Annotated in this window: 10 protein-coding genes; 7 read left to right on the top strand and 3 right to left on the bottom strand. The window is 68.4% G+C overall.

The window, feature by feature from the left end:
* The first annotated feature begins 13 nt into the window (after positions 1-13).
* The 7 genes from H587_RS0107915 to H587_RS0107945 all read left to right on the top strand — a co-directional run bounded on the left by H587_RS0107915 (position 14) and on the right by H587_RS0107945 (position 10,799).
* Positions 14-1,003, top strand: coding sequence for an ornithine cyclodeaminase family protein (locus tag H587_RS0107915; RefSeq protein ID WP_027175815.1), 990 nt, complete (start codon positions 14-16; stop codon positions 1,001-1,003).
* Positions 1,003-1,875: a DMT family transporter gene (locus H587_RS21085; RefSeq protein WP_027175816.1), complete on the top strand. Its 873-nt coding sequence runs from the start codon at positions 1,003-1,005 to the stop codon at positions 1,873-1,875. Before H587_RS0107915 ends, H587_RS21085 begins: the two co-directional genes overlap by 1 nt.
* Positions 1,872-5,018 (top strand): UvrD-helicase domain-containing protein, encoded by a 3,147-nt coding sequence (locus H587_RS0107925; protein WP_027175817.1) that lies wholly within the window; start codon positions 1,872-1,874, stop codon positions 5,016-5,018. Before H587_RS21085 ends, H587_RS0107925 begins: the two co-directional genes overlap by 4 nt.
* Positions 5,011-7,905, top strand: coding sequence for a PD-(D/E)XK nuclease family protein (locus H587_RS0107930; RefSeq protein WP_027175818.1), 2,895 nt, complete (start codon positions 5,011-5,013; stop codon positions 7,903-7,905). The genes H587_RS0107925 and H587_RS0107930 overlap by 8 nt, the downstream gene beginning before the upstream one ends.
* An 11-nt stretch (positions 7,906-7,916) precedes the next feature.
* The gene (locus H587_RS0107935) at positions 7,917-8,360 is read left to right on the top strand and encodes a PPC domain-containing DNA-binding protein (protein WP_027175819.1); all 444 of its coding nucleotides are present in this window, start codon (positions 7,917-7,919) and stop codon (positions 8,358-8,360) included.
* Between the two features lies 1 nt (position 8,361).
* The gene (gene lhgO / locus H587_RS17765; protein WP_034608854.1) at positions 8,362-9,582 is read left to right on the top strand and encodes an L-2-hydroxyglutarate oxidase; all 1,221 of its coding nucleotides are present in this window, start codon (positions 8,362-8,364) and stop codon (positions 9,580-9,582) included.
* 110 nt (positions 9,583-9,692) lie between these two features.
* Positions 9,693-10,799, top strand: coding sequence for an NAD(P)H-dependent flavin oxidoreductase (locus H587_RS0107945; RefSeq protein WP_027175820.1), 1,107 nt, complete (start codon positions 9,693-9,695; stop codon positions 10,797-10,799).
* Between the two features lie 66 nt (positions 10,800-10,865).
* Here the strand turns inward: H587_RS0107945 and H587_RS0107950 are convergent, their stop codons facing one another.
* The 3 genes from H587_RS0107950 to H587_RS0107960 are packed head-to-tail and all read right to left on the bottom strand — an operon-like array spanning position 10,866 to position 13,265.
* Entirely contained in the window at positions 10,866-11,375 is a 510-nt protein-coding gene (locus H587_RS0107950) for a peptidylprolyl isomerase (RefSeq protein WP_027175821.1), read from the bottom strand.
* A complete protein-coding gene (gene xerC, locus H587_RS0107955; protein WP_027175822.1) occupies positions 11,375-12,337 on the bottom strand; it encodes a tyrosine recombinase XerC in 963 nt (320 codons plus the stop codon). Before xerC ends, H587_RS0107950 begins: the two co-directional genes overlap by 1 nt.
* Positions 12,312-13,265, bottom strand: a complete 954-nt coding sequence (locus tag H587_RS0107960) for a GGDEF domain-containing response regulator (RefSeq protein ID WP_034608857.1) — start codon at positions 13,263-13,265, stop codon at positions 12,312-12,314. Before H587_RS0107960 ends, xerC begins: the two co-directional genes overlap by 26 nt.

The raw sequence follows: 13,265 nt of genomic DNA on the forward strand, positions 1-13,265 counted from the left end.
AAAGGAGCTTTCCATGTCCTTCGACGTGCTCTGGCTCTCCCGCGCCGACCTGGACTCCCTGGGCCTCGGCATGCCCGCCATCATGGACGCCGTGGAGCAAGGCTTCGCCTGCCTCGGCCGGGGCGAGGCCGAGATGCCCGCCAAGATCGGCATCCACCCCCGCCACGACTGCTTCATCCACGCCATGCCCTGTTGGATCGGCGGGGCCGTGGACCGCTGCGGCATCAAGTGCGTGTCCGGCTACCCGCCGAACCAGAAGAAGGGCCTGCCCTACATCACCGGGGTCATGGTCCTCATCGACCCGGAGACTGGCCTGACCCAGGCGGTCATGGACGCGGGCTGGGTCACGGCCTGGCGCACGGGCGCGGCCTCGGGCGTCTACGCCAAGCATTTCGGCGACCCGAATTCCGAGGTCGTCTCGGTCATCGGCCTGGGAGTGCAGGGCCGGGTCAACCTTTTGGCCTTCAAGGAAGTCTTCCCCAAGATCAAACAGGTGCGTTGCTTCGACCCCGTGGCCGGACAGCCCGAACGATTCCTGAAGGATATGGGGCCGGAACTGCCCCGGGCCGAGTTCGTGGTCTGCGCCGATGCGAAATCATGCGTGGCCGACGCCGACGTGGTGGTCACCTGCACGCCCATCGTGGAGAAGCCCGAACGCTTCGTGCACCGGGCCTGGCTCAAGGAAAAGGTTCTGGCCGTGTCCGTGGACTACGACTCGGCCTTCGCCGAAGACGTCATGGCCGCCACGCCCTGCTTCGTCTGCGACAACGCCAACCAATACCTCTGGACCCGCGACCAGGGCGTGTACTTCCAGAACGGCTACCCGGACAAGACGGCTGTCTACGCCGACATGGGCCAGATCTGCGCCGGGGAAAAGCCCGGCGTGCGCGACGGACTGCGCGCGGCCGTGCTCATGGGCATCGCCAGCCACGACGTGATGACCGCCTCCCTGGCCTTCGACCTGGCCAGGGCCAAGGGACTGGGCAGCGTGGTCCAACTCTGATGACGGGATATCTCCTGGTCCTGTGCGCCGCGGTGCTCTGGGCGCTCATCGGGCCGCTGTCCAAGTTTCTCTTCGCCGAGGGGGTCACGCCGCTGGAGGTGGCCTTCTGGCGCTCGACCATCGGCTGGGGCCTGTTCGCGGTCCAGGCCCTGGCTCTGCGGACCGGGCAACGGGCGAAGGCCTCGGATCTCCCCGCGCTGGCGGCCTTCGGTCTCGTCGGCGTGGCGCTCTTCTACGGCTCCTACCAGGTGGCCATCGAACACGTGGGCGCGGCCCTGGGCTCGGTGCTTCTCTACACCGCCCCGGCATGGGTGGCCCTGCTCTCCCGGCTGGTCCTGGCCGAGCCGACGACCCCGGCCAAGCTCTGCGCCGTGGCCGCCACGATCATCGGAGTGGCCCTGGTGAGCCTCTCCGGCGGCGGCACGGTGAAACCCTCGGCCCTCGGCGTCCTGGCAGGGCTCACCGCCGGGTTCACCTACGCCCTCTACTACATCTTCGGGAAAAAGTTCCTCACCCGCTACGACACGGCCACCCTCTTCCTCTACGCCCTGCCCGTGGGCTCGCTCTGCCTCCTGCCCTTCGTGCATTTCGCGCCCAAGTCGCCCTCGGCCTGGGCCCTGCTCGTCCTGCTCTCGGCCGCCACCACCTGGGGCGGCTACTCGGTCTACTACGCGGGCCTCAAGCGCCTGGAGGCCACCCGGGCCGCCGTGGTGGCCACCCTGGAGCCGGTGATCGCCGCCTGGCTGGCCTGGTGGTGGTGGAACGAACGTTTCGGCCCGGCCGGATACCTGGGCAGCGGCCTCATCCTCGCGGCCGTTCTGCTCATGGTGGCCGAGGGTGCGCGGCGGCGTCCGACCGGGAGCCCGTCGTGAGTCCGTCGAGCATCCGTCAGGTCAAGGCCGCCGCCGGTTCAGGCAAGACCTTCGCTCTCACGGCCCGCTTCCTGGAGCTCCTGGGCGCGGCCAGGTCCGACGACCCGGGCCTGACCTGCCGGGGACTGCGGCCGGAGACCTATTCCTGGCCCGAAATCCTGGCCGTGACCTTCACCAACAAGGCCGCCGCCGAGATGAAGGAGCGCGTGCTCAAGGCCCTCAAGCGTTGCGCTCTGGATCTCCGCGACGACGGCCAGCGGGCCGACTGGGACCGCGCGCGGGCCGCCGGAGTGGTGGAGACCATCCTGCGTCGCTACCACCGCCTGAACATCCGCACCATCGACAGCCTGCTCGTGCTCCTGCTGCGCCTCTTCGCCCTGGAATACGGCATCCGGCCGGATTTCGAGGTGGCCTTCGAGGAGACCGACGTCTTCGACCTGGCCTACGAACGCTTCGTGGGCTGCTGCGAAAACCCGGCGGGCCCGGAGCGGACCCTGCTGCTCACCGCCCTGGACACCTTCCTGCGCCACGAAAACCGCTCCGGCTTCCGACCCGAACGGGGCATCCGCGAGCGATTGAAGGAGCTGGCGACCCTGCTCCAGGCCGAGGGCGAACCGCTGCTCACGGACCAGGACGAGCTGGCCGACCTGCTCACGGCCTGCCGCGCACGTTTTCTGGAGGCCGTGACGCTCATGCGCGGCTTCCTGGACGAATACGCCCTTGCCCCGGACAAGCGCTTCCTGGCCTTTCTCCAGAAATGCCAGGCGGTCCAGGGCTTCGACGAGCCGCCCAAGTCGGCCTACGCCGAAAAACCTCTCCTGGAGGACTGCCTGACCAAGGCGGGCAAGGCCCGGGTCACGGACCAGTGCGAGGCGGCCTACGACCTGCTCAAGACCGCCGTGGCCGCCTACCGCCGCGAATGGGCCGCGGTGAGCGGGGCCTACGCCCTGGCCCCGGCTCTGACCATCGCCGGGCTGCTGGTGGAGGACATGCGGGCCGAGTCGCGGCTGCGCGGGGTGGTGCCCATCGCGGCCCTGACCCGGGCCGTGCGCGATCTCCTGGGCCAGGCCGAGGCCGTGCCCGAAGCATACTGCCGCCTGGGCTCGCGGCTCTTCCACCTGCTGGTGGACGAATTCCAGGACACAAGCCGGGCCCAGTGGACGGCGGTTGCGCCCCTGGCCGAGGAGTGTCTGTCCAAGGGCGGCAGCCTGTTCTGCGTGGGCGACGTGAAGCAGGCCATCTACGGCTGGCGCGGCGGCGACGCCTCGCTCTTCGACGAGGTGCCCCGCCGCCCCGGGCTGGCCGACCTGGCCGAGCGCGTCACGGCCGAGACCCTGCCGCGCAACTGGCGCAGCACCCCGGCCGTGGTGGCCTTCAACAACGACTTTTTCACCCATCTGGCCGAGCCGGACATGGCCGGGGAACTGGCCGGGGAAATCCTCGGCGAAGCCCCTGAGGAGGAACGCGCGGCCCTGGCCGGGGAGTTGTCCCAGGTTTTCGCCGACGCGCGCCAAGACATCCCCGACGGCTACGACGGGCCCGAGGGTTACGTGCGTCTGACCCGCCTGCCCGGCGGCACGCGCGAGGAATTCGAGACCCGGACCCTGGAGGCCCTGCGCGCCCTGATCCTGGACCTCGTCGCGAGGCGGCCCTATCGGGACATCGCCGTGCTCGTGCGCGACAACCGGCAGGCGGGCGTGGTCTGCGAACAGCTCGTGGCCTTGGATATCCCGGTGGTCACGGAGAGCAGCCTGCTCCTGGCCCGGCATCCCCTGGTGCGTCAGCTGGCCGCATTCCTGGAATTTCTTGACTTCCCGGCCGACGACTTGGCCTTCCTGGCCCTGGTTTCCGGGTCGGTCTTCCAGCGGGCCGCCGGGCTTGCTCCGCTGCGGGTGGCCGACTGGCTCGTGGAACGGAAGCGGGGCAATCTGGGCATGCGCTTCCGCGACGCCTTCCCTGAGGTCTGGGAACGCACGCTCAAGCCCTTCTTCGACAAGGCCGGGCTGCTCACGCCCTACGATCTGGCCCAGGCGGCCGTGGAGCGCTTCGGCGTGTTCGCCGCCGAACCCGGGGCCGAGCTGTACGTGCGCCGCTTCCTGGAGGTGGTGCATCTGGCCGAGGAACGCGGCTGCCGTTCGCTCTCGGCCTTCCTGGACTTCTGGCGCGGCCAAGGGGCGGAGGAGAAGGTGCCCCTGCCCGAGAACCTGGACGCGGTCCAGGTTCTCACCATGCACAAGTCCAAGGGGCTGGAGTTTCCCGTGGCCGTCGTGCCGTTCCACGACTGGTCCCTGCGGCCCCAGGACGGCCTGCTGACCATCGAGTTGCGCGGCAAACGCCTGCTCACCCCGGCCCGCGAGGCCCTGGGGCCGGAATACCGCGAACGGGCGGGCCGCGAGGCTCGCGAACAGCTCCATCTGCTTTACGTGGCCTGGACCCGGGCCCGCGAGGAGTTATACGGCTTCTTCCCGGACGCGCGCGAGGACAAGCGCCGTCCCCCGGCCCTGGCGGCCATGACCCGGCTCCTGGACATCCCGGAGAGAGAGGCCGCATTCGAGCGCGGCCACCCCTCCGAAGGCGAACCGCAAGAGCGTTCCAAGCCCGCCCCGGCCGCTCCGCCCGAACCGACGGAACCCGGCGAGGAGCTCACTGCCTGGCTGCCTCGGCTGCGGGTCTTCCGCCACTCCCTGGAGGACGTCTTCCTCGACCAGCGCCGCCGGGGCGAAATGGCCCACCGCGCCCTGGAGCTGCTCCGGTCCACCGGCGACGACGCGGCCGACGCCAGCCGCGCGGCCCGGCTGGCTGTGCTGGACTTCCCCTTCGTGGGCGGCGGGGCCGACCTGGAGGGCGAGCTGGCCGACCTGCTCCTCTGGGTTCTCTCCCGGCCGGAACTGAAGGATTGCCTGGGCCGGGGACTGGCCGAAGCCGAGGCCCTGGACGAGGAGGGCCGGGCCCTGCGCTGCGACCGGCTCGTGCTGAGCGGAGACGAGGCCCTGGTGCTGGAATACAAGACCGGCCGCCCGGACCCGGAGCACGAGACCCAGGTGCGCCGCTATCTGAAGCTGGCCCTGGCCCTGCGACCCAAGGCCCGGGGACTGCTCGTCTACCTGGATCGGCGCGAGGTGCGCGAGGTGGCCCATGCCTAGCCCCGTGCGTCTGGTTCCCTGGAACAATCCTTTCGTGCCCGCCCTGGCCCGCTTCCTGGCCGGGATCTGGGACCGGGGGCCGGAAAACATCCTGGTGGTCTTCCCCCATGAGCGGCCGCGCCGTTACCTGCGCCGCGCCCTGGCCGAGTTGCCGGGCCTGCCCCGGCCCACGCTCATGCCCGTGATCCAGGATGTGCCGGGCCTCTTCGCCGCCCTGGCCCGCGACCTGCGTCCAGCCCCGGCCCGCCGCGCCCAGCGCCTGGACCTGGCGGGCCTGCTCTACGACATCGTCGAGCGCCTGCGGGGCTCGGGTCAGGGCCTGCTGGCCAAGCTGCCCCTGGACCGCCTGGAGTTCTTCCCCTGGGGTCTGCGTCTGGCCACGCTCCTGGAGGAGCTGCTGCGCCAGGACGTGGAGCCGCCGGACCTGGATCAGGCCCGGGATGCGGTGGAACCCTTCGCCGCCGCCCTGCTGGAGCAGTTAGGCGGCATCTACTCGGCCTACGTCGCGGAACTGGAGACGCGCGGCTGGAGCACGCCGGGTCTGGACTGCCGCGAAGTCCGACGCGACATGGACCGGGTGCTGGCGGGCCTGGAGGGCACGACCGTGATCCTGGCCGGGCACTACGCCCTGTCCGGAGCCGAGGACGTCCTGTTCCGGGCCCTCTGGGAACGCGGAGCCGAGGTCCTCTGGCACGGCGATCCCTCCCTGACTCAGGGCGGACCGGTCCACTGGTGCGAGGAGGAACACGCCCGCTGGCTGTCCCGCTGGGGGACGCGGGCCGAACTTCTGGAAGAGCCCGGCACGCGGAGCATGCCCGAACTGCGCTTCCACGAGGGCTTCGACCTGCATTCACAACTGGCGGCCTTGGAGCGGGAACTGCCCGACTCCCCGGAGAACACGGCCGTGGTCCTGCCCGACGCCGGAGCGCTCATCCCGGTGCTGCACCACCTGCCCGAACGGGACGTGAACATCAGTATGGGCTACCCCCTGGAGCGCACGGCCCTGTTCCAGTTGCTGGAGACCGTGCTGACCCTCCAGGAAAACCGCACGGATCACGGCTATCTCTGGCGCGACGTCATCGCCCTCATCCGCCACCCCTATCTCAAGATGCTCCCCGTGGGCGAGGGCCAGCCCCTGCGCGGCCTGTTCCACGCCTGGGAGCAGGAAATCCGCTCCGGGCGACGTTTCCTGGACCCCTTCGCGCTGCCGCGCCACTTCGCTCCGGAACTGCCCGAGGAAGAACGCGAGGCTGCCGGAACCCTGCTGAAGGCCGTGCTGGAACGCTGCCTGCGGGCCTTCGAGAACCCGGCCACTCTGGCGGATCTGGCCCGGGCCGTGGACGGCCTGGCCCGGCTCCTGCACGAGCACGGCGGCGGGCTCTGGAAACGCCACCTTCTGGACGCCGAATGCCTCTTCCGGCTCTTCGGCAGCGTGGTGCCCCAGCTGGGCCAAAGCGCCATCAGCCGCGATCCCTACCCGCGCGACCTGCTCTTCTCCATCCTGCGGCGGCTCTGCGCCGACGAACGCGTCTCCTTCGAGCCCGAGCCGCTCACCGGTCTCCAGGTCATGGGCATGCTCGAAACCCGGCTCCTGCACTTCCGCCGCCTCTACCTCCTGGACGCGGTGGAGAGCCTGCTGCCCGGCCAGCCCGCCGCCGACCCGCTCCTGCCCGACTCGCTGCGCGTGCTTCTGGGCCTGCCCGACTCCCGCCGACGCGACCACGTGGCGGGCTACACCCTGCACCGCCTCCTGCGTGGGGCCGAGGAGGCCGTGCTGCTCTACAAGAACGGCGTGACTCCCGGCGTGCTGGACGGCAAGAGCGTACGCAGCCGCTTCGTGGAGGAGTTGCTCTGGGGTCTGGAGAAGGAACGCGGCACGCTCATCAAGGCCGGAGACGCTCCGCCGCTGCTGGCCGTTTCCTTCCGCGTGACGGCCATCCCCTCGGGAGCCCCGGCAGTGCCCAAGGACGGCGTGGTGCGCGACCAGCTCCTGGCCCGGCTCACCTCCCGGGGCCTCTCGCCTTCCCGGCTGGACGACTACCTCGCCTGCCCCAAGCTCTTTTTCTATCGTGTGCTCACCGGACTGCGCCCGCCCCGCGAGGTGGACGAGGACGGCGATCCCCAGGTGGTGGGTTCCCTGGTTCACGGCGTCCTGGAAGCCTTCCTGCGGCCGCACCTGAACCAAACCTTGCGCCTCGCCGACCTGGACGCCGAGGCCCTGGGAGACGCCTTCGCCGAGGCCCTGGAGGCCAGCCCGGAGCTGGCGGGCATCCCCCTGGACCGCCGCCTGGCTCTGGCCCTGGCCGGACGCCACCGCCTGACCCGCTACCTGGAGTCCCAGGACGCCGAGACGACCATCCTGGCCCTGGAACAGCCCGTGAATGCGATCGTTGAAGCCGCCGGATTACGCGTGCCCCTCACTGGAACCCTGGACCGGGTGGACCGGCGCGAGGACGGGGTGGTGGTCCTGGACTACAAGACCGGCGCGAACCTGCCCAGGCCGCGCGCCGGTGTCTGGCATGACGACGCGCTCTGGGAAGCCCTGGCCGCCTGCGACCCGGCCGCCGATCCCCGACCGGATCTGCTGGAGGAACTGGGCGACAAGCTGCGGGGGATGCAGCTGCCGCTCTATCTCCAGATGGCGGCCCAGGCCCTGCCCGACTCCCCGCCGCGCGACGCGGGCTGGATCGAACTCGCCCGCGAGGGCAAGGAAATCCTGCTCCTGGGCCGCGAGGGCGACGACGAGCTGCGCGATCTGCTTGCCCGTGACCGCCTGCCGTTGTTGACAGACTTCCTCGTCCGGCACATTGTCGGGGCCCCGGAATTCTTCCCCAGGCCCGGACGGCGGTGCGCCCGTTGCGACTTCCGCGAGGCTTGCGGGGCGTAAGGAGACGTTCCATGGAATACGCGCAAGGGAAAACCGGCCGGGTCTTCGTGGTCCGACTGGGGGACGGCGACCGCCTGCCGGACAGCGTGGAGGCCTTCGCCACCGAACAGAACATCCGCCGGGCCGTGTGTTGGCTCCTGGGCGGCGCGGGCGGCGGCGCACTGGTGGTCGGTCCCAAGGACGCCTCGGTCCTGCCGCCCGAAGTCATGCTCCAGCCCATCGAAGGGGCTCATGAGATGGCCGCCGTCGGCACCATCTTTCCAGACTCCCGCAGCAGGCCCAAGCTGCACATGCACGCCGCCCTGGGCCGCGAGGACCGGACCCGCACGGGCTGCGTACGGCCCGGCGTGGACCTCTGGCTGGTGGGGGAGCTGGTCATCCTGGAACTGCTGGACGTAGCCATGTCCCGCAAGAAAGACGCCGCCAGCGGTCTGGAACTGCTGGCCGAGGACTGAGATGCGCACTGCCGGAATCGTCATCTGCGGGGCGGGCATCGTGGGCCTGACCCTGGCCCGCGAACTGGTCCGCCGGGGCCACTCGGACATCCTCATCCTGGACAAGGAGCCGGACATCGGCCGCCATGCCTCGGGCCGCAACAGCGGTGTGCTCCACTCCGGGGTCTATTATTCTCCGGGCAGCCTGCGGGCAAAATCCTGCCTGGAAGGCAACCGCCTCATGCGCGAATACTGCCGGGAGCACGGCCTGCCGATCAAGGAGAACGGCAAGGTCATCGTCACACGGACGGAAGCCGAGCTGCCTGCCCTGCTTGAGCTGCACCGCCGGGCCACGGAAAACGGCGCCCTGGTGGAGCTCATCGACGAACGCGCCCTGGCCGAGATCGAACCCCTGGCCCGCACCGTGGGCCAGGCCTTGCGCGTGCCCCAGACCGCAGTGGTGGACCCCAAGGCCATCCTGGCCCAACTGCGCCGGGAGCTGACCGATTCGGGCAAGGTCCAGTTCCTGTTCATGGCCCGCTTCACCGGACGCCCCGGCCCGCGTCAGGCCGAGACGACGGCCGGGCGCGTGAGCTACGGATTCTTCATCAACGCCGCCGGGGCCCATTGCGACCGCGTGGCCCACGCCTTCGGGGTCGGACGCAACTACCGGCTGGTGCCCTTCAAGGGCATCTACCGCAAGCTCAGCGGCCCGCGCGCCGATCTCGTGCATGGCAGCATCTATCCCGTGCCGGACATCCGCAATCCCTTTCTGGGGGTGCATTTCACCCGGGGCGTGCACGACGACGTCTACCTCGGGCCCACGGCCATTCCGGCCTTCGGCCGCGAGAACTACGGCATCCTGACCGGGGTGGACGGCGAGGCCCCCTCGATCCTCTGGCGCGACACGGTGCTTTTCGCGAAGAATCCCAAATTCCGGGCCGTGGCCTTGGAGGAGCCGCGCAAATACTTCTTCAGGCACTTCTTCAACGACGCCCGAAAGCTGGTCAAGGAACTGGACCCGGCCGACGTGGTTCCCACGCACAAGGCAGGCATCCGGCCTCAGTTGGTGGATCTGGGGACGCACGAACTGGTCATGGATTTCCTGGTGGAGCGCGACCGGGAGAGCCTGCACGTGCTCAACGCCATCTCCCCGGCCTTCACCAGCTCGCTGTTCTTCGCCCGCATGCTCGCCGACGAGCATCTGGAGCGACCCGGGGAACCTGCGGCGAAAGGCCTTTGACCCGGGTCTTTTTGTCGTGTATGCGCATCGTTCGAACCGGCTTCCGGTGCTCGGCCGGAACGGGACGTCCGTCCCGGTCGATACAATCCCCTGGCCGCTCGGGAGGATCAATGAACCTATTGAAATGTCTTAAGGATTTTCCCCAACTGACCATCGGCGACCTGACCGCCCGCCTGCCCATCATCCAGGGCGGCATGGGTGTGGGCATCTCGCTTTCCGGCCTGGCCTCGGCCGTGGCCAACGAGGGCGGCGTGGGAGTCATCTCGGCGGCCATGATCGGCAATGCCGAGCCCGACATCGCCAAGGACCCCACCGGCGCGCACATCCGCGCCCTGACCCGCGAAATCCGCAAGGCCCGCGAAATGACCAAGGGCATCCTGGGCGTGAACGTCATGGTCGCCCTCTCCAACTTCGCGGACATGGTCAGCACCTCGGTGCGCGAGGGCGTGGACGTGCTCTTCTGCGGCGCGGGCCTGCCCCTGGACCTGCCCAAGTACGTCACCGAGGGAGCCAAGACCAAGCTCGTGCCCATCGTCTCCTCGGGCCGGGCCGCCGTGATCCTGTGCAAGAAGTGGCTCTCGCGCTTCAACGTCCTGCCCGACGCCTTCGTGGTCGAAGGCCCCAAGGCGGGCGGCCACTTGGGTTTCAAGCCCGAGCAGGTGGACGATCCGGCCTTCGCCTTGGAACGTATCGTGCCCGAGGTCATCGAGGCCGTGCGGCCCTTCGAGGAGCAGTCCGGCAAGCGCATCCCGACCATCGCGGCGGGCGGCGTCTACACCGGCGAGGACATCTGCCGTTTCCTGGAAATGGGCGCGGCCGGAGTCCAGATGGGCACCCGCTTCGTGGCCACGGTGGAATGCGACGCCGATGAGGCGTTCAAGCAGGCATACGTGCAGGCCAAGAAAGAGGACATCGTCATCATCCAGAGCCCGGTGGGCATGCCCGGCCGGGCGGTGAAGGGCCCCTTCCTGGACGATGTGGCCCAGGGCAACCGCAAGCCCCGGACCTGCGCCTACAAGTGCATCGTCACCTGTGACCACACCAAGAGCCCGTACTGCATCGCTCAGGCCCTGGTGAACGCCATGAAGGGCAAGCTGAAGCACGGCTTCGCCTTCGCCGGAGCCAACGCCTGGCGGGTGGACTCCATCGTCACAGTGCGCGAACTGGTGAACCAGCTTCGCGACGATTTCATGCGCTTCTGCGGGAAGAAAGACTAGCTTCGGACGGAACGACAAAAAAGGGGCCGCGAGGCCCCTTTTTCTTTGTCCGACCGGCCGCCGAGCCTACAGCTCAAAGCGGCGGGCCGAAATGATGGTGATGGGATCGCTCGGCACGTCGGCGTGGAAGCCCGCTGTCTTGGTCCGAACCTTGGCGATCTTCTCCACCGTATCCATGCCTTCCGTGACCTTGCCGAACACGCAGTAGCCGAAGCCGTCGGCCGTCTCGTCACGGTGGTTCAGGAACTGGTTGTCGGCCACGTTGATGAAGAACTGGGCCGTGGCGCTGTGGGGATCCGGGGTGCGGGCCATGGCGATGGTGCCGAGCTGGTTGGGCGTGTCGGCCCGGGCCTCGTTCTTCACCGGGCCACGCGTCTTCTTCTCGCGCATCATCATGTCCATGCCGCCGCCCTGGATCATGAAGCCCTTGATGACGCGATGAAAGATGAGCCCGTCGTAGAACTCATCATCCACGTACTTGAGGAAGTTCTCCACCGTTTCCGGGGCCTTGTCGGGCCAGAGTTCCACCAGGATCTCGCCCATCGGGGTCTCGATCAGCACCATGGGATTGCTCATTATTTCTCCTTTTCCCGAGGTTTTTTTTCTTCGGACGAGGCCCGGGGGTGGGCCTTGTCGTACACCGCCATGATCTGCTGCAGGTTGAGGTGCGTGTAGCGTTGCGTCGTGCTGATGCGCTCGTGCCCTAAAAGCTCCTGAATGTCACGCAGGTCCGCGCCCGCCTCGAGCATGTGGGTGGCGAAGCTGTGGCGAAGCATGTGTGGATGCACGTGCTGAGGCAACCCGGCCAGCTTGGCCAAGTGGTCCACGATGCGCGCCGCTTGCCGCCGGTTCAGGCGCTTGCCCTGGCGGCCCAGGAAGAGGGCCTTCTCCAGGGGATCGGCGACGAAGGCGTGGCGCTGAGCCAAGTAGCGGTCCAAACGCGTCCGGGCGGCATCCGAAAGCGGAGCCAGACGCTCCTTGGAACCCTTGCCCGTGACCCTGGCCACCCCCGAGGAGGTGTCCAGGTCATGCACATCCAGGCCCACGGCCTCGGATATGCGCAGGCCCGAACCGTAGAGCAGTTCGGCCAGGGCCAGATCGCGCAGCCCCTCGGGGTCCGGCGGCAGCTTGGCCTCCATCAGGCCGATGGCCTGGTCCACGTTGAGTGCGCGCGGATGGCGCTTCTCCTGCTTGGGGTTGGACAATCCGCGCACGGGATCGCTCTCCACCAGCCTCTGGCGCAGAAGAAAACGAAAAAAGCTCCGCAAAGCCGAGAGTTTGCGGGCTACGCTGCTCTTCTTCAGGCCGCGCCGGTGCAGTTCGGCCAGGAAGCCGCGCACGTGCTCCTTGGTGACCGTCTCCGGCTCTTCCAGGGACACGCCGCGTCCGCCCAAATACCCGGTGAACAGGCGCAGATCGTTCTCGTAGGCCGCCAGGGTGGCGGCGGAAAAGCCCTTCTCGGCCGCGAGATGCGCCAGAAATCCCTGGCAGATCTCGGCCAGGGGCGGCGGACTAGCGCTCCCTCTGGTCGAGAACATAACAGCTCTTGGGGTTTTCCTTGGCCTTCTTCTTGAGTCCCATGGCGATGGAGGCGGCTTCGCCCGCGTGGCTCAGCCGGCGCTTCCCCGTGCTGAAGACCACGGCGATGGACACGGCCATGATGGGAAAGGTGCGCGTGACGCCCTGGCGATCCACGGAAACTATGGAGCCCCGGGCCCGGTCGTCGGCGTCGTAGAAATGCGGCACGATGGAATCGAAGCTCTGGACTACCCGGCGGCAGGCCTCCTCCACCAAGTCCGGCGGCATGATGAAGACGAAATCGTCGCCGCCCACGTGGCCCACGAAGGAACGCACTCCGCCGAACGTCCGGATGGTGTTGACGATGACCCGAGCGGTCATCATGAGCACCTCGTCGCCCCGGGAGAAGCCGTATTTGTCGTTGAAGGATTTGAAATAGTCCAGATCGCAGTAGGCCAGGGCGAAGTCCTCGCCGCTGTCCACGCACTGCTGGATGCGCTGGAGAATGGAGGTGTTGCCCGGCAGCTTGCTCAAAGGATTGGCGTCAAGGGCGCGCATGGCCCGCAACATGGTCAGGTTGACGCGGGCCCGGGTTTCCTTCGGGTCCAGGGGGCGGACCAGAAAGTCGTCCACCTCCACTTGCTCCCAATCCCGGGGCAGGTCCAGACCCTCGCGATCCATGACCAGGACCACGGGCAACTGGCGATAGACGTTCTCGCTCTTGACCAGCGAGGCCACCTCGGGGCCGCCGATGTCCGGCAAGCGCTCGTCCACCACCAACAGGTCCGGCGGGTCGTTGAAGAGGTGTTCGATGGCCCGGCGGCCGCGCTCAAAGACCGTGAAGCGCATGTGCTCCACAGGCCAGAGCCCGGTAAGCAACTCGGCCAGCTCCTTGTCCGGAGAGAGGAGAAAGGCCTCCTGCCCGCGCAGGGCGGGAATGTCGTCCAC

The organism is Desulfovibrio aminophilus DSM 12254, from assembly GCF_000422565.1.
Lineage (GTDB): Bacteria > Desulfobacterota > Desulfovibrionia > Desulfovibrionales > Desulfovibrionaceae > Aminidesulfovibrio > Aminidesulfovibrio aminophilus.